The 16,272-nt window shown below is 69.8% G+C and carries 17 protein-coding genes; 8 read left to right on the top strand and 9 right to left on the bottom strand.

The annotated features are described in order from the left end of the window. Positions 1-55: 55 nt before the first annotated feature. Genes coaD through AXK60_RS10250 form a run of 3 tightly spaced genes read right to left on the bottom strand, consistent with a single transcriptional unit; the run spans position 56 to position 2,478 of the window. Positions 56-529: a pantetheine-phosphate adenylyltransferase gene (gene coaD, locus AXK60_RS10260; protein WP_068571043.1), complete on the bottom strand. Its 474-nt coding sequence runs from the start codon at positions 527-529 to the stop codon at positions 56-58. Then, positions 526-1,086, bottom strand: coding sequence for a 16S rRNA (guanine(966)-N(2))-methyltransferase RsmD (gene rsmD, locus AXK60_RS10255; protein WP_068571042.1), 561 nt, complete (start codon positions 1,084-1,086; stop codon positions 526-528). Before rsmD ends, coaD begins: the two co-directional genes overlap by 4 nt. A 21-nt stretch (positions 1,087-1,107) precedes the next feature. Next, the gene (locus AXK60_RS10250) at positions 1,108-2,478 is read right to left on the bottom strand and encodes an MFS transporter (protein ID WP_068571041.1); all 1,371 of its coding nucleotides are present in this window, start codon (positions 2,476-2,478) and stop codon (positions 1,108-1,110) included. Positions 2,479-2,740: 262 nt separating this feature from the next. On the opposite strand from AXK60_RS10250, the gene AXK60_RS10245 reads away from it, so the two are divergent. Next, positions 2,741-4,351 carry an alkaline phosphatase D family protein gene (locus AXK60_RS10245; protein WP_068571040.1) on the top strand — a complete coding sequence of 537 codons (1,611 nt, stop codon included), beginning with the start codon at positions 2,741-2,743 and terminating at the stop codon, positions 4,349-4,351. On the opposite strand, the gene AXK60_RS10240 is transcribed toward AXK60_RS10245, so the two are convergent. Further along, a complete protein-coding gene (locus AXK60_RS10240; protein WP_068571039.1) occupies positions 4,338-5,723 on the bottom strand; it encodes an LLM class flavin-dependent oxidoreductase in 1,386 nt (461 codons plus the stop codon). The genes AXK60_RS10245 and AXK60_RS10240 overlap by 14 nt on opposite strands. Positions 5,724-5,797: 74 nt before the next feature. Beyond that, positions 5,798-6,178, bottom strand: a complete 381-nt coding sequence (locus tag AXK60_RS10235) for a VOC family protein (RefSeq protein ID WP_068571038.1) — start codon at positions 6,176-6,178, stop codon at positions 5,798-5,800. Positions 6,179-6,218: 40 nt separating this feature from the next. Here AXK60_RS10235 and AXK60_RS10230 point away from each other — a divergent pair, with 40 nt between their 5' ends. The 5 genes from AXK60_RS10230 (at position 6,219) to AXK60_RS10210 (ending at position 9,944) form a co-directional block, all read left to right on the top strand. After that, complete coding sequence (locus AXK60_RS10230) at positions 6,219-7,082, top strand: ribokinase (protein ID WP_068571037.1); 864 nt, start codon at positions 6,219-6,221, stop codon at positions 7,080-7,082. Then, complete coding sequence (locus tag AXK60_RS10225) at positions 7,079-7,588, top strand: Vgb family protein (RefSeq protein ID WP_068571036.1); 510 nt, start codon at positions 7,079-7,081, stop codon at positions 7,586-7,588. The genes AXK60_RS10230 and AXK60_RS10225 overlap by 4 nt, the downstream gene beginning before the upstream one ends. A 104-nt stretch (positions 7,589-7,692) precedes the next feature. Next, positions 7,693-8,223 carry a diaminobutyrate acetyltransferase gene (gene ectA, locus AXK60_RS10220; protein WP_068571035.1) on the top strand — a complete coding sequence of 177 codons (531 nt, stop codon included), beginning with the start codon at positions 7,693-7,695 and terminating at the stop codon, positions 8,221-8,223. A gap of 35 nt (positions 8,224-8,258) precedes the next feature. Then, positions 8,259-9,554: a diaminobutyrate--2-oxoglutarate transaminase gene (ectB, locus tag AXK60_RS10215; protein ID WP_068571034.1), complete on the top strand. Its 1,296-nt coding sequence runs from the start codon at positions 8,259-8,261 to the stop codon at positions 9,552-9,554. Next, positions 9,555-9,944 carry an ectoine synthase gene (locus AXK60_RS10210; RefSeq protein ID WP_068571033.1) on the top strand — a complete coding sequence of 130 codons (390 nt, stop codon included), beginning with the start codon at positions 9,555-9,557 and terminating at the stop codon, positions 9,942-9,944. Positions 9,945-10,020: 76 nt separating this feature from the next. On the opposite strand, the gene AXK60_RS10205 is transcribed toward AXK60_RS10210, so the two are convergent. Together AXK60_RS10205 and AXK60_RS10200 are read right to left on the bottom strand one after the other, a co-directional pair. Further along, a complete protein-coding gene (locus AXK60_RS10205; RefSeq protein ID WP_068571032.1) occupies positions 10,021-10,791 on the bottom strand; it encodes a CbiQ family ECF transporter T component in 771 nt (256 codons plus the stop codon). Continuing rightward, positions 10,788-12,779: an ATP-binding cassette domain-containing protein gene (locus AXK60_RS10200; RefSeq protein ID WP_244881088.1), complete on the bottom strand. Its 1,992-nt coding sequence runs from the start codon at positions 12,777-12,779 to the stop codon at positions 10,788-10,790. The genes AXK60_RS10205 and AXK60_RS10200 overlap by 4 nt, the downstream gene beginning before the upstream one ends. 69 nt (positions 12,780-12,848) lie before the next feature. Between AXK60_RS10200 and AXK60_RS10195 the strand changes: the two genes are divergently transcribed. Further along, positions 12,849-13,601, top strand: coding sequence for an isocitrate lyase/PEP mutase family protein (locus AXK60_RS10195; RefSeq protein ID WP_068571078.1), 753 nt, complete (start codon positions 12,849-12,851; stop codon positions 13,599-13,601). Between the two features lie 5 nt (positions 13,602-13,606). Further along, positions 13,607-14,128: a hypothetical protein gene (locus AXK60_RS10190; protein ID WP_068571031.1), complete on the top strand. Its 522-nt coding sequence runs from the start codon at positions 13,607-13,609 to the stop codon at positions 14,126-14,128. 13 nt (positions 14,129-14,141) lie between these two features. Here AXK60_RS10190 and AXK60_RS10185 read toward each other — a convergent pair whose 3' ends face one another. After that, positions 14,142-14,855 (bottom strand): hypothetical protein, encoded by a 714-nt coding sequence (locus AXK60_RS10185; protein ID WP_139057866.1) that lies wholly within the window; start codon positions 14,853-14,855, stop codon positions 14,142-14,144. A 44-nt stretch (positions 14,856-14,899) separates the two neighbouring features. Continuing rightward, positions 14,900-16,255 (bottom strand): MFS transporter, encoded by a 1,356-nt coding sequence (locus AXK60_RS10180; protein ID WP_068571029.1) that lies wholly within the window; start codon positions 16,253-16,255, stop codon positions 14,900-14,902. Between the last annotated feature and the right edge of the window lie 17 nt (positions 16,256-16,272).

Genomic DNA, 16,272 nt, shown 5'->3' with positions numbered 1-16,272 from the left:
TGTGACGCGTGGGACCGGTGTTTCGCCGCAACGCCGCCGCCGCGTGTCGAGGGAGCTACGACAGCTTGGCCGCCAGCGCGGTCTGCACGTTGGGCGGGATCAGCTCGGAGACGTCACCACCCAGCTTCGCGACCTCCTTGACCAGCGAGCTCGACACGTACGAGTACCGGGGCGCGGTGGTCAGGAACGCCGTCTCGACGCCGGTCAGGTGCATGTTCATCCCGGCCATCGGCAGCTCGTAGTCGAAGTCGGTGGAGTTGCGCAGCCCCTTGAGGATGCACGCCACGCCGTTGTCGCGCGCGTAGTCCACGAGCAGCCCCGTCCACCGGTCGACGGTGACCCCGGGCAGGTCCGCGACGTTCTCCTCGATCAGCGCGATCCGCTCGTCGATGGAGAACATGCCCTGCTTGTTGGGATTCACCACGACGGTGATCACGAGCTCGTCGAAGATCCTTGCGGCGCGGCGGAAGATGTCCAGGTGGCCGTTGGTCATGGGGTCGAAGGACCCGGGGCAGCACGCCTTGCTCATACCAGGTCATCCTGCCAGACGGCGATCTCGACGCGGGTCTCTCCGTAGTCGCGGGACACGTCGAGCTCGAATCCCTCCGGCCAGGTCGCGGCGGGCGTCCGTGCCGAGCGCTCCACGACCACGTGGGCGCCGGGCGCGAGCCAGCCGCCGGACAGCGCGGCGAGGTCACCGTCGACGACCTCCGCCGGCACGTCGTACGGCGGGTCCAGCAGGACCAGGTCGAAGGGCTCGGCCGGGAGGTCCAGGAACGCCCGCACGGCCCGACGGTGCGCCACGGCCCCGTCGAGCCCGACGGTCCGCGCGTTCTGGTTGATCACCATGACCGCCTTGGCATCCGAGTCGACGAGGACGGCGCGCGCGGCGCCGCGGGACAATGCCTCGAACCCCAGCGCGCCCGAGCCCGCGTACAGGTCGAGGACGGCCAGCCCGTCGAGATCCAGACGCGACTGCAGCGCGCTGAACAGCGCCTCCCGCACGCGATCCGAGGTCGGGCGGGTGCCGCGGGGCGGCACCGCGAGCCTGCGCCCGCGGGCCGCCCCGGCGATGATCCTGGTCATCGCACCAGCCTAACGGCGGCGTCAGCTCGCGCGGGCGAGCCTCGCCTCCTCGATCTGCGCGAGCCGGGTGGCGTCGGTATCGGGCCCCGGCACCTCGGTGCCGCGGATCGAGCAGCCCTTCGTCTCCTGCAGGAAGGGCAGCGCGATGAGGCCGATCACGCAGGCGCCCATCATGTACCAGGCGGGGAACATCGACTGCCCGGTCCCATCGACCACAGCCTCGTTCACCAGCGGCGCCGTACCGCCGAAAGCCGCGGTGGCCACGTTGTAGGCGATGGCGAAGCCTGCGAAGCGAACCGGTGTGGGGAACATCGCGGGGAAGGTCGCGGTGATCGTGGCGAGCTGCGGGATGTACAGAACACCGAGCACGACCAGCGCCAGCATCGCCCACACGACGCCCTGCTTCATCAGCTCGAACATCGGCCAAGCCAACAGGAGCAGACCGATCAGCGACAGCCACCACATCGGCTTTCGTCCGGTGCGATCGGACAACGCGCCGAAGAACGGAATGAGCGCCGCCATGATCACCTGTGCCACCAGCAGGATCTTCGACCCGGACTCGGGGTCCATTCCAATTGCGCTGTGCAGGTACGTGGGCATGTAGGCGATCAGCGTGTAGTTCGACACGTTGAGCGCGATCACCAGGCCGAACAGGATCAGGATCGGGCGCCACTGCTGCGTCAGCAGTTGCTTGATGCCGCCGAGCACCGAGTCCTGGTTCTCGTTCTGCTCCTTGACCTCTTCGAAGACCGGGCTGTCGTGGATCTGGCTCCTCAGGTACCAGCCGATCAGGCCCATCGGCAGCGCGAACAGGAACGGGATGCGCCAGCCGAACGACTGCATCTGGTCGTCGGACAGCAGTACCTGCAGAAGCAGCACGATCGCGGTACCGCCGGCGAAACCGCACATGGTGCCGAACTCGAGGAAGCTTCCGTACTTACCGCGATGCCGGTCCGGCGAGTACTCGGCCATGAAGGTCGCGGCGCCGCCGTACTCGCCGCCGGTCGAGAACCCCTGCACCACACGCAGCAGGATCAGCAGAATCGGCGCGAGCCAGCCCACCGAGGAGAAGGTGGGAAGGAAGCCGATCAGCGCGGTCGAACCCGCCATCAGCAGGATGGTCGTGGCGAGAACCGCCTTGCGACCGATCTTGTCGCCCAACGGACCCCACACGAATCCGCCCAGCGGCCGAAGTACGAACGAGATGGCGAAGCCGAGGAGTGTTCCGAAGTTGCCCGAGTCCTCGGGGAACAGCGCGTTCGCGAGGTAGACCGCCGTCGAGGCGTACACGCCGTAGTCGAACCACTCAGTGAAATTGCCCATCGCGGAAGCGCCGATGGCCTTGTGAAGCGTCTTCTTCCGCTGTTGCTCGGTCTCCTGAAGTCCGGTCATGGACAACGGAGAATCCGCGGAAGGCGATGTTGAATTATCAGGCATGCAGATCAGCCCCTGGCGTTGGTCACCGTGCGGACCGGGCTTGCCTGTGGCTAGACACTGCTGGGCCCACCGGACGTGTGATTACCGCGCGTTCGACGTTAACAGAATCGAACGATCCATCCACCGCCACCGGTTCATCAGGTGGACACCGTCCGGCATCCCCGCTGGTAACCCTGCGTTCGCCGGGCGGGAACCCGATCCGGGCATCGTCTTGTCCATGCCCCTCAGTGATTCCCCGTTCTCGCGTCGCACCGCCCTCCGCGCCGGTGCCGCCGGCGCGCTGCTCGTCCCAGCAGGCGCACTGCTGTCCGCCTGCGGTACGTCGTCCGACGGTGCCGCGGCCTCGTCGTCGGCCGGTTCGACCGGCCTGGTGCGCGGCCGCCCCAGCCTCACCCACGGCATCGCCTCGGGCGATCCGCGGACCGACGGTGCCCTCGTCTGGGCCCGCTCGGACGCACCCGCGCGGATGATCGTGGAGACCGCCTCGTCGGAGTCCTTCAGCGACCCGCGCCGGTTCGAGGGCCCGAAGCTGGACCCGACCTCCGACGGTGCCGGACGGTTCCGCATCACCGGCCTCGAACCGGGGCAGACGGTGCACTACCGCGTCACGCTCGAGGGCGAGAACGGCGCGCGGTCAGAGCCCGTGGCCGGCACGTTCCGCACGGCACCGTCGGCGGCGGGGAACGTCAAGTTCCTGTGGTCCGGTGACGTGGTGGGCCAGGGCTGGGGCATCAATCGCGATGGCGGCATGGCGATCATGGGCGCGATGGCCGACGCTCGGCCGGACTTCTTCATCCACTCCGGGGATGCGATCTACGCCGACAACCCCGTGCCGGAGACCCAGAAGCAGAACGACGGCAACATCTACCGCAATGTCACCGCTGCGGCGAAGAACCAGGTCGCGCAGACCCTGGACGACTTCCGCGGCAACTTCGCCTACAACCTGCTCGACGAGCACTACCGCCGGTTCGCAGCGACCGTGCCGCAGCTGATCCAGTGGGACGACCACGAGGTGGTCAACAACTGGTACCCGGGCGAGTCGCTCGCGGGGCAGAACCGTAAGGGCTACACCGAGACCGACGTGAACAAGCTGGCCGGGTCCTCCTATCAGGCGTGGCGGGAGTGGCAGCCCGTGCAGCCGACCGAGGCCGCCGACGGTCGCCTCTACCGCAAGATCTCCTACGGCCCGCTGCTCGACGTGTTCGTGCTGGACATGCGCAGCTACAAGGATCCGAACCCGAACAACTGGGCCACCACCGACGACGGCGGCATCCTGGGCGCCAAGCAGACCCAGTGGCTGATCGACGGCCTGAACGGCTCCACCGCCACGTGGAAGGTGGTCGCGAACGACCTGCCGCTGAGCATCGTCGTGCCGGACTCGCTCTCGGATCCCAAGGACGGCCCGAAGTCGATGGAGGCGGTGGCGCAGGGCGACAACGGCGCGCCGCTGGGACGCGAGATCGCGTTCTCCCGCATCCTGTCCCGGACCAAGGACGTGAAGAACGTCGTGTACCTCACCGCCGACGTGCACTACACCGCCGCGATCTCCTACCACCCGGACAGGGCCGCGTACCAGGACTTCTCACCGTTCTGGGAGTTCGTCTCGGGCCCGCTCAACGCCGGAGCCTTCCCGAAGAGCCCGCTGGACGGGACCTTCGGGGCGCAGTACGAGTTCGTGCACGCCCCCGACAAGCCGAACGTCTCCCCCGCCGAGGGCTTCCAGCACTTCGGCGAGGTGACGATCGACTCGGGCTCGCGGGCGCTCACGGTGAACCTGCGCGACGCGAAGGGCGCCTCGCTCTACACCAAGGAACTCACGCCGGCGTAACCGCGCCCGCGTAGCGGTGACGCTGGGCGGGGTGATCGGCGGGGAGCCGGTCACCCTGCCCGAACAGCTTGTGGCGCAGCGTGCCGGGGGTGTACTCGGACGGGTACACGCCCCGCCTGCGCAGCTCCGGCACGATGAACTCGACGATGTCCTCGAAGGTGCCGGGCGTGATGGCGTAGGCCAGGTTGAAGCCGTCGACGTCGGTCTCCTCGACCCACTCCTGCAGCTCGTCGGCGACGCGCTGCGCTGACCCCACGAGCACCGGCCCCATTCCGCCGATCCGGCCCCACTTGCCGATGTCCTCCACCGTCCAGTCCTTCCCGGACGGGTCCGCCTGCTGGAAGTTGGAGACGGCGGAGATGATGGCGTTGGACTGCACGTCACCCACCGGATCGCTCGGGTCGTAGGCGCCCAGGTCCACGCCCATCCAGCCGGACATGAAGACGAGCGACCCCTCGACGCTCGCGTAGCGGTGGTACTCCTCGAGTTTCGCCTGCGCCTTCGCCTCCGTCTCGTCGGTCACGATGGTCAGGAGGGTGTAGACCTTGGCGGAGTACGGGTCCCGGCCGTTGGCGACGAGGCCCTCGCGGACGGTCCGCACCACGTCCTTCAGGATCGCCTTGGTCGGCGCGGCCACGAAGATCGCCTCGGCGTTCTCCGTCGCGAACCTCAGGCCTCGTGGCGATGCGCCGGCCTGGTAGATCACAGGGCTGCGCTGCGGCGAGGGCTCGCCCACATGGATGCCCGGCACGTCGAAGTACTTGCCGTGGTGGCCGATCGGGTGCACCTTCGACGGATCTGTGAACACACCGCTCTCCCGGTCGCGGATCACGGCGTCGTCCTCCCAGGAGCCCTCCCAGAGTTTGTACAGGACCTCCAGGTACTCGTCGGCGTGGTCGTAGCGCTCGTCGTGCTGCAGCTGGTCCAGCTGCCCCATGTTCTTGGCCGCCGACGGCAGGTAGCCGGTCACCACGTTCCAGCCGATCCGGCCGTTCGTCAGGTGGTCGAGCGTGGTCAGCCTGCGCGCGAACGGGAACGGGTGCTCGAAGCCGGTGCCGGCGGTGATCCCGATACCCAGGTGCTCGGTGGCGCCGGCGATCGCCGACGCCAGCAGGATCGGGTCGGACACCGGCACCTGCGCGGCGTGCTTGATCGCCGCATCGCCGTTGCCGTTGTACGCGTCGTAGATCCCCAGAACGTCGGCGATGAAGATGCCGTCGAAGGCGCCGCGCTCCAACAGCTTCGCGAGATCGGTCCAGTAGCTCAGTTCCTTGTAGCGGTGGGACTGGTCCTCCGGGTGGCGCCACAGCCCCGGGGACTGGTGGGCGACGCAGTTCATGTCGAAGGCGTTGAAGCGGATCTGGCGGGTCATGATGGGCGACGGTATGCCGGTCGCTCCGGCCCGCACAGGCTTGCGCTCAGCGTGACGCGATCACCCGGCGGACATCAGGCCAGGTTGAGCTGCCAGGACACGCCGAACCTGTCCCCCACCCAGGCGAAGGCCGTCGAGAAGCCGTACTCCCCCAGCGGCATGTACGTCTTTCCCTCGGCGCCGAGCACCGCGGTCAGACGCTCCAACTCGACACGGTCGTCGCAGTCGACGAACAGTGACGTCGACGGGGTGAAGTCGAAGGCGTGGTTCACCGCGCTGTCGCTGATCAACACGTGCTCGCCCTTGATCACCAGCTCGGCCAACTGGATGCCCTGCGCCGGGTCCGCGTGCGGGACCGACGTGAGGACGGCACCGTCGAACGCCGAGACGTACAGGTCGATCGCGGCCGCAGCCGTGCCGCCCTGGAACATGAGGAACGGACGAATCATGGTCATGGGCCGAGCCTACGGCGACGGTGCGTCGTAGGGTGCGGACATGACATCAGTGGTCGTGGTGGGCAGTGTGAATCTCGATGCGGTCACCGTGTGCGAGCGTTTTCCCCGGCCGGGAGAGACGATCACGGGACGCTCGGTGATCTTCGGACAGGGCGGCAAGGGCGCCAATCAGGCGAGGTCGGCGGCCCGCGCGGGCGGCTCGACCGTGTTCGTGGGCGCGGTGGGCGAGGACGTCGCCGCCGAGACGGTGCTGGACTCGCTCGCGGCGGCGGGTGTCGATGTCACGCGCGTGGTACGGGTGCCGGGCAGCACCGGGTTCGCGAACGTCACGGTCGACGCGTCGGGCGAGAACCACATCGTGGTGGTGCCGGGCGCGAACGCGCAGGTCCGCGTCGACGACGGTGCGCGGCAGGCCATCGCCGCTGCGGACGTGCTGCTGCTGCAGCTCGAGATCCCGCTGGAGACGGTCGTCGACGCCGCCCGTGCCGCCCGGGAGGCGGGCACCGTCGTCCTGCTCAATCCCTCTCCCGTGCAGGACCTCCCCGACGAACTCGTGGACCTGCTCGACGGGGTGATCGTCAACCGGGACGAGGCGGAGGCGCTCGCCGAGGTCGTGCGCCGCGTCCCGCACGTCGTCACCACCCTGGGCGGCGACGGGGCCCGCGCGTCCGGGCCGGACGGCGAGGTCGCGACACCGGGATTCGCGGTGCGCGTCGTCGACACCACCGGCGCGGGCGACGCCTTCGCGGGCGCGCTCGCCGCGAACTGGCAGCTCCCACCGGCCGAGCGATTGCGCAGGGCGAACGCGGCGGGCGCGCTCACCGCCACGGGCGCAGGCGCGTCCGCAGCGCCGTCGGCACCCGAGATCGACACCTTTCTCGCCGCGCAGGAGGCCGCTCGATGAGCATCACGATCCACGACGTCCCCGGTTCCGGTCCCTACGCGCTGACCGCCGGCCCGGACGGCGGCCTCTGGTTCACCCTGGTCGGTAGCGGCGAGGTCGGTCGGTACGACGTCGAGACCGGGGAGACCGCGCTCTATCCGGTAGGGCCGGACGCCGGGCCCACCATCATCGTCCCGGGCCCCGACGGCGCGCTGTGGTTCACCGAGATCGGTGCCGGCCGGATCGGCCGGATGACGCCCGACGGGGCCGTCACGCACGTGCCCCCTCGCCGACCCCGCCGCACGGCCCCACGGCATCTGCGCCGGACCGGACGCCCGGATGTGGTTCACGGAATGGGCCGGGAACGCGGTCGGATCGGTGGATTCGGAGGGGCGAATCCACAGGTACGAGCTACCGATGCCCGGCGCGGAGCCGCACGGGATCGCCCTCGGCCCCGACGGTGCGTTGTGGGCCGCGCTGGAGGCCGGGTCGCTCGCGCGGCTGGCCCCTCCACAGCCATGATGTGACCCATCTCACATTCACCCGGCTCGCTGGGGATACACCGGTGTTCCAGTGACCGATTTCGGAGCGCGGGTGACTTCCGCCGGGCCGGTTGTTAGCGTCGAAAGCGATGAGCCCGTCTCACAAGAGCGATCCCACCGCCCCCGCGAAATCGGGGGTCACCACCCGACGCCCGTCGATCGACGATGGGATCCGGCTGTGGGAGATCGCCAGGGACACCGAGGTTCTGGATCTCAATTCGACGTACGCGTACACGCTGTTGTGCCGTGACTTCGCCGCCACCACCATCGTCGCCGAACGTGACGGTGCGGTAGCGGGTTTCGTCACGGGCTACCGCCGACCCGACCGCCCGGACACGCTGTTCGTGTGGCAGGTCGCGGTGGACGCCGCGCACCGCGGCCACGGCATCGCCTCGCGTATGCTCATCGATCTGTTGGATCATCTTGCGGTGGCGGGCGTTTCACGCCTGGAGACCACGATCACCGCCTCCAACACCGCGTCCCAGGAGCTGTTCGGCTCCGTGGCGAAGAAGCGCGGTTCCACTCTCACGGTGCGCGACCTGTTCGCCTCGCACCACATCTCCCCCACGCAATCCGACCCCCACGAGCCCGAGCAGCTGTACGTCATCGACCCCGCCTGACCGGCGGGGGCTGCAGGCCCACTAGGAGGATCACCATGTCCACCCTGACCGACGAGAACACCAGTACTGCCGATTTCGAGCAGCCCTCGATCTTCAGCACCCGCGAGTCGCAGGTGCGCAGCTACTCCCGCGGTTGGCCCGCCGTCTTCGACCGGGCCGAGGGATCGTGGCTGATCGACCGCGACGGCCGCCGCTACCTGGACTTCTTCGCGGGCGCCGGCGCCCTCAACTACGGGCACAACCACCCGAAGCTCAAGCAGGCCCTCGTCGAGTACATCTCCGAGGGGCACATCACCCACTCGCTCGACATGTCCACCGTGGCGAAGGGCGAGTTCCTACAGACCTTCGAGGACAAGATCCTGCGCCCGCGCGGCCTCGATTACAAGGTGCAGTTCCCCGGCCCGACCGGCACCAACACCGTCGAGGCTGCCCTGAAGCTCGCCCGCAAGGTGAAGGGTCGCGAGTCGATCATCAACTTCACCAACGCCTTCCACGGCATGACGCTGGGCGCGCTGTCGGTGACCGGCAACTCGATGAAGCGCGGCGGCGCGGGTATCCCGCTGGTGCACGCCACGCCGATGCCCTTCGACAACTACTTCGACGGTGTCGCACCGGATTTCCAGTGGTTCGAGGCCGTGCTCGCCGACTCGGGCAGCGGCCTGAACAAGCCCGCGGGCGTCATCGTCGAGACCGTGCAGGGCGAGGGCGGCGTGAACGTGGCCCGGCCCGAGTGGCTGCGCGCTCTCGCGGATCTGTGCGAGCGGCACGACATGCTGCTGATCGTCGACGACGTCCAGATGGGTTGCGGCCGTACGGGACCGTTCTTCTCCTTCGAGGCCGCCGGTATCACGCCGGACATCGTCACCCTGTCCAAGTCGATCGGTGGCTACGGCCTGCCGATGGCGCTCACCCTGATGAAGCCCGAGCTGGACGTGTGGGGCCCCGGCGAGCACAACGGCACCTTCCGCGGCAACAACCCCGCGTTCGTGACCGCGAAGCACGCGATCGACGAGTTCTGGTCGGACGACGGCTTCGAGAAGGAGACGCTCCGCAAGGGTGCGCACATCGAGAAGCGCTTCGACGAGCTGTGCGCCGAGTTCCCCGAGCAGCTGAGCCACCGCGGCCGCGGCATGGTGCAGGGCCTGGTCTTCGCCGACGCCGATAAGGCCGGCGAGGTCTGCGCCGCCGCCTACGAGCAGGGTCTCCTCGCGGAGACCTCCGGCCCGTCGGACGAGGTGGTCAAGCTGCTGCCGCCGCTGACCATCACCGACTCCGATCTCGATCTGGGCCTCGACATCCTGGCCACCGCGACCCGAAAGGTGCTGTCCTAAATGATCGTTCGTACCACCGAGGAGATCACCGGCACCGAGCGCGATGTCGCCGCGGGCCACTGGCGCAGTAAGCGCATCGTCCTCGGCGGCGACCGGGTCGGGTTCTCCTTCCACGAGACCGTGATCGAGCCCGGAACCGTCAATGAGTTCCACTACGCCAACCACGTCGAGGCCGTATGGCTCGTGGAGGGCGAGGGCACGCTCCTCGACCGCGAGACCGGCGTCGAGTACCCACTCGCGCCCGGCACGATGTACCTGCTCGACGGCAACGAGCGGCACACCGTGACCACGCGGACCCGGATGCGCATGCTGTGCGTGTTCAACCCGCCCGTCGTGGGCACCGAGGTCCACGACGAGAACGGCGTCTACCCCCTGGTCGCCGTCGACTGATCTCCCCCTTCAATTGAACACCGTTATGGAGCGGAAAACCGCAGGTCAGAATCTCCATAACGGTGTTCAATTGCGTTCAGAGGACGAGCGCGAGCGCGCACACGATCAGCACCACGACGGCGGCCACCGCGTCCCGGCGGCCCGGCCCCGAGGCGCGGGCCACGAGCCGACCGGTGCCACCGCGAGCGGCGATCGCCTCCCCCATCTCCGTGGCCCGGCGCAGCGCCACGACCATCGCGGCGACGCACAGGTCCACCAGTTCCGCTCGGCGGGAACGCTTCACCGGCGACGCCGGCTGCAGCCGCCGGGCGGCCGCGAGGGTGCGGAACTCGTCGATCATGAGCGGGAAGGTGCGCAACGCCAGCGCGATCGTCACGGCCCACTCGTCGACGGGGACGCGCAGACGCCGCAGGGGCCGTCCCAGTCGCGCGACCGCCGGGGCGACATCGGCGGGGTCGGTCGTCCACGCGATGAGCGCGCCCGCGCCCAGCAGCACCAGCCCCAGCAGCACGACCCGCAGCAGGTTCAGCAGCCCGCCGAGGCCGAGCGAGACGGGGCCGAGGTCCACGTGCGGGGCGCCGCCGCTGGCCGCCATCAGGCACCCGCCGATCACCACGACGACGAGCACCCACCGCGGCACCGACGGCACCACCGACAGCGGGATCCGCGCCGCCGCGGCCGCGAGCACCAGCAACACGGCGAACAGCCCGACGACCGGCCACCCGGGATTCACGGTGAGCACGAGAGACAGGGCCGCCACCGCGAGGAGCTTGGTTCCGGCCCACAGCTCGTGCAGGTAGGAGCGCTGCGGGAGCGGCCGCAGCACGAGGGACGAGGACCGGCTCATACGATCTCCTCCGCATCGACGACGCCGCGGGCGAGATGGACCGTGCGGTCGCACAGCCGGTCGAGATGATCGACGTCGTGCGAGATGATCACCATCGCCTGGCCTCCGTCCCGCACCACCACGAGCAGGTCGATGAGCTCGCGCTGGGAGGTCAGGTCGAGCCCCGCGAGCGGCTCGTCCAGGATCAGCAGCCGCGGGTTCCGCGCGAGCAGCCCGGCGAGGGCGACCCGGCGCAGTTGGCCGCCGCTCAGGCGGTCCACGAGCAGGTCCGCCGAGTCGGCCGGGAGCCCGACTGCGGCGAGCGCCCCGGTGATCGCCGCACCGTCGTCGCTCCGGTACCCGGCGAGCGCCGCGAGGGCGTCGCCGGCGGTCCCGCGCATCAGTTGTAGTCGTGCCGCCTGGAGGGCCAGCGCGACCGCACCGACGTGCTCGGAGACCGGCGCACCGTCGAGCTCGCAGCTGCCGGCCGTGGGCTCGATCAGCCCCGCCATCACCCACGCGAGCGTCGACTTGCCGGACCCGTTCCCGCCGCACAGCAGCACCGCCTCGCCGTCGCCGACCGTGAGGTCGACGCCCCGCAGAGCGGCTCTGCTCCAGGGAGTCCCGGCGTCGTACTCGTAGTGCACGTCCCGCAGCGTCAGCACGGGCGCGCCCAGCGGGGGACGCGCGGTCGTCCGGGCCGACGGGGCCGGGGCCGATGCCCGCCTCGCGGTTCCGAGGTCGACGGTGCGGTCGGCGCCCGCAGCCTCTTCGGGGTAGTGGGTGATGTGCACCAGGCCGAGGTCGTGATGCCTGCTCAGCCCACCGAGCAGCCCGAGCAGGTCGGCCCGGCCCGCGCGGTCGACCATCGTCGTCACCTCGTCCGCGACGACCAGCGCCGGGCGCCGGGCCAGCGCCGCCGCGACCGCGAGGCGCTGCGCCTCGCCGCCGGACAGCCCCGATGTGTCGCGGTCCCCCATACCCGCGAGGCCGACCTCGGTCAGGAGCCCGTCGACGTCGACCTCGATCCCCTGCGGCAGGCCCCACACGACGTCGTCGGCGACACGGATGCCGAGGACCTGGCTGTCGGCGTGCTGCAGCACGAGAGCGGTGCCACCCACCTTCCCGAGGCCGACCGGACCGGGCCGCTCGACGGTGCCGCCCGTCGGCGCCACGCCCGCCAACAGGCGCATCAGCGTGGACTTGCCGGTGCCGTTGGCGCCGGTCACCGCCACATGATCACCCGGTCCGACCGTGAACGAGAGATCCCTGAGCGTGTCCCGGTCGGCGCCGGGGTAGCGGAAGTCGACGTGCCGCAGCGCCATCGGGAGCGGCTGCGGCGCTCCGTCGTCCGGCTCCACCGGGAACAGGTCCTGCGGCGCCGCGCTGGTGGCCACGACCCGTCGCAGCACCGGCGTGAGGATGCGCCACGCGAAGGAACAGCCGAACACCACGATCAACCACACCGACACCCACACGAAGACCGGCCACCGCTCCAGACCGACATCGGCGAGCCGGTGCAGCGCCGCGCCCGCCCCCGCGCCGCCCGGCACCGTCTCGAACAGCGCGCCCAGCCCGTGCACGTTCGCCGCGAACGCGCCGAGGACGACGGTCCGCAGATCGGCGAGCACCGCGAGGAAGGTGAACACGGCGGACGCGACGACGATCCCCCACAGGCCCGCGACGGCGAGCATGGTCCCGCGCCCGCGGCCCCGTCGGCGGACCTGACCGCAGATGACGCCCATGTACACGCAGGTCCACGCCGAGACGAGGCCGCCGAAACCCGCGAGCAGGAAGGAGATCATGCCCGAGGCCATCGCGGTGGCCACCGCGGCCCGCGCGCGGTGATGGAAGGCCAGGACACCCATGGGAACCGCACCGGCCCAGGCGAAGACGACGGCGCCGGGCACGACCATCGACAGCACCGCGATCGCGGACATGAGGGCCGCGGTGATCGCGGCGTGCGCGAACTCGACGGGCCGCAGAGGGCCCGAGTACCTCTCTGACATCGAATCACCCTATCCGCGATCTCGACCCGAACCGTGGCGCCCGCGCCGCGGATGCACCAGACTGGCGGCATGACCTCGCTCGCCGATCTGGCCGTCACTCTCACGTCCCTGCACCGCAAGGGCGATCCCGTCGTCCTGCCCACCACGTGGGACGCCTGGTCCGCGAACACCGCCGTCGCGGCGGGGTTCGCCGCACTCACCGTCGGATCGCACCCGATGGCCGATTCGGTCGGCAAGCCCGACGGCGAGGGTATGACCTTCGACGAGGCGATGACCCGCGTCGCCCAGATCACCTCCGCGGTCGCTGTTCCCGTCTCCGTCGACATCGAGTCCGGTTACGGGCAGTCCGCCGAGCGGATCATCGAGGGCCTGCTGGGTGCGGGTGCGGTGGGCCTGAACATCGAGGACACGGTGCACGGCGAGGGCGGCCGCTTCCGTGAGGCCCAGGAACACGCGGACCTGGTCGCCGCGCTCCGCGCCGCGTCCGACGCCGCGGGCGTGCACGTCGTCATCAACGCCCGCACCGACATCTTCAAGAACCAGGTGGGTGAGGCGGAGGATCGGGTCGAGCGCGCCATCGCGCGGATGCAGTTGTGCGCCGACGCCGGCGCCGATTCGCTCTACCCTGTCGCCTTCCACGACGCGGCCACGCTCCGTCACCTCGCGGACGCCCTGCCTCTCCCCGTGAACGCGATCGCGAACCCCGCGACCGACGATCTGGCTGCTCTCGCCGCCGCCGGCGCGGGCCGGATCAGCTTCGGACCGATCTGGCAGATGCAGCTCACCGAACGATCGAACGAACTGCTCGCCCGCTGGCGCTGACCGCCGTGGGACTGTTCTCGAGCGGGCCGCGTGACACCGCCGGCCTGATCCCGGGATCCGTCACCGTGGTCGGCGTGCCCGTCGACGCCGAGGACGCGCGCGGCTACATGGGGCGCAGTGTGCACGTCGCGGTCTCCGCGCCGGGGATCGGGCCGTTCTACCGGAAGGCCCGGGCCTCGATGCTGAAGTCAGACCGGTACCCCGAGGTGGGCATGACCGTGCCCGCCTGGCTCGACCCGCAGACCCACGAGCCCGTCCGCATCGAGTGGGAGATCGTGCCCACGCGCGACGAGAGCGCCCGCGCGGCGTTCCTCTACTGCACGGGGTCACCGGAGGCGCCACCGCCGGGCACGCTGCCCGACGGTACGCCGTCGCCCCTGTCCCCCAGCACGATCGGCGCATTCGCGGCGCCGCCACATCCCGTCGACCGGCTCACCGCGCTCGCCTCACTGCTCGACCGCGGCCTGATCTCCCGCGAGCAGTTCGGCGCGCTGCGCGATCGCGTGCTGCGAGAGACGGGCCCGTAAGCGCTTGCAGGAATCACCCGCTACGCCCTGACCCGCAGAAGTAGGCGAGCGCAGCCTCGCGGCTCGTCCTCAGTGCGGCCAGGTCGGTTCGGTCCGCCTCGAGCGCACAGGTCGTGCGGCCCGTTCCGTCGCGTCCGACGACGGTGCCCGCCAACGCCCGCAGTGGCGCTGCTCCCGCGGGTACGACGTAGAACACGTAGTGCATCGCGCCAGCACCACCGGCACCCGACGTCCGCAGATACCCGTCGACCACCCGGAACTCGCGGGTCGAGATCTGCCCGCGGTCGATGAGGCGGCCGCCGCCGGCCCGGTACACCCGGTACTCGATCGCGCCCGACGAACCGCCCCAGCCGACCGGCACCAGGAGGTCGTGGTCGGCGTCGCCGAGCAGGGATCGGTAGACCGCACGTGCGGGACGTGCGCCGTCGATCGGAAGCCGCGACCCGACCGAGACGCTCTCCGGGGCTCCGCGCACGCGAAGCGAGACGGTCCCCGCACCGTCGACCGCCCGGAAGGCGACGTCCACCGCCGGGGCGCCGTCACCGATCGCCGGCACCGTGTACTCGTCGAGCGCGGGCCCGACAGCCGTCGGCGGGCCCGGCCCCGCGGACGAGCTCGGCGCGTGCCCGCCGCCGTCCGGGGCGCAACCGGCCGCCAGCACGAGCATGCCCACGGCGAGACACCGCACGACGCCCGTGCGTGGCCGTCCTCCCCACCGCGATGTCATGTGCCCAGCATGTTCGCCCGGCCTTGGCGTGCGCTTGCCGGCGACTACCGCGCACCGTCGACCGCGAAGGCGCTGCCGCGCTCCCGGTCGAGGTAGGTCTCGGACTTGTTGCGCAGGAAGAAGACGTACACGACCAGCGAGATCGCGATGGTCACGGTCACGTAGGCGATGAACCAGGGCACGTGGCCGGACTTCTTCGCGGCCTCGTAGATCAGCGGCGCGGTGCCTCCGAAGATCGAGTTGGCCAGGGCGTAGCCGATTCCCACGCCGAGGGCGCGGATGTGCGACGGGAAGAGCTCGGCCTTCACGAGTGCGTTGATCGAGGTGTAGCCGGTGATGATCACGTAGCCCCCGCACACCATCGCGAGCGAGGCGACCGCGACATGGAGGTTCGGCAGGTACGTGATGAGGAAGTAGGTGTAGATCACGCCGCCCACGCCGAAGAAGACCAGCATGGGCTTACGACCGATCTTGTCGCTGATCATGCCGCCGATCGGCTGGATGAGCATGAGGAAGATCAGGCCGATGAGGTTCACCCACGTCGCCGTCAGCGCGTGGTCGGTGTAGGCCGTCTTGACGATGGCGGGCGCGTTCACGCTGTAGACGTAGAACGCGAGCGTCCCGCCCATCGTGATGAGGAAGCACAGCACGAGTTGCCGCCAGTACCCGGTGAGCAGCTCGCGCATCGTGCCCGAGCTGGTGTCCTCACCGTCGCGGATCGCGGCGAGTTGCTCCTCGGACAGCGACTCGTCCATCGTCCGGCGCAGCCAGAACACGATGATCGCCGCGATACCACCGACGAAGAACGCGATGCGCCAACCGAAGTCGGACACCTGCGCCTTGGAGAACAGCCCCAGGAGCACCAGAAGCATGAACTGCGCCAGCACGTGCCCGCCGACGAGCGTGACGTACTGGAAGGACGAGAAGAAGCCCCGCCGCTCCCGCGTCGCCGCCTCGGACATGTACGTGGCGGACGTGCCGTACTCGCCGCCCGTCGCGAATCCCTGCACCAGCCGGCACAGGATGAGCACCACCGCCGCAGCCACACCGATGGTCTCGCGGCCCGGTACTACCGCGATCACGAACGAACAGCCGGCCATGAGCGAGACGCTCATCGTCAGCGCCGCGCGCCGCCCCTTCCGGTCGGCGTAACGGCCGAAGAACCACGAGCCGACCGGTCGCATGAGGAAGGTGACGGCGAAGATCGCGTAGACGTAGACGGTCGAGTTCTTGTCGGCCTTGTCGAAGAACTGGCTCTCGAAGTACGTGGCGAAGACGGTGTAGACGTAGACGTCATACCATTCAACGAGGTTGCCGCTCGATCCGCGCAGCGTGTTCCAGATCGCCCGGCGGGTGTCCGCCCGGGACGAGACCGGCACCGTCGCACTCGATTCCCTCATGATCGCCTTCCCGGCCG

Origin of the sequence: Tsukamurella pseudospumae (genome assembly GCF_001575195.1) — a bacterium.
Taxonomy (GTDB): Bacteria; Actinomycetota; Actinomycetes; order Mycobacteriales; family Mycobacteriaceae; genus Tsukamurella; species Tsukamurella pseudospumae.
The sequence above is the reverse complement of the archived record's forward strand: the minus strand, read 5'-3'. Positions and strand labels throughout refer to the sequence as shown.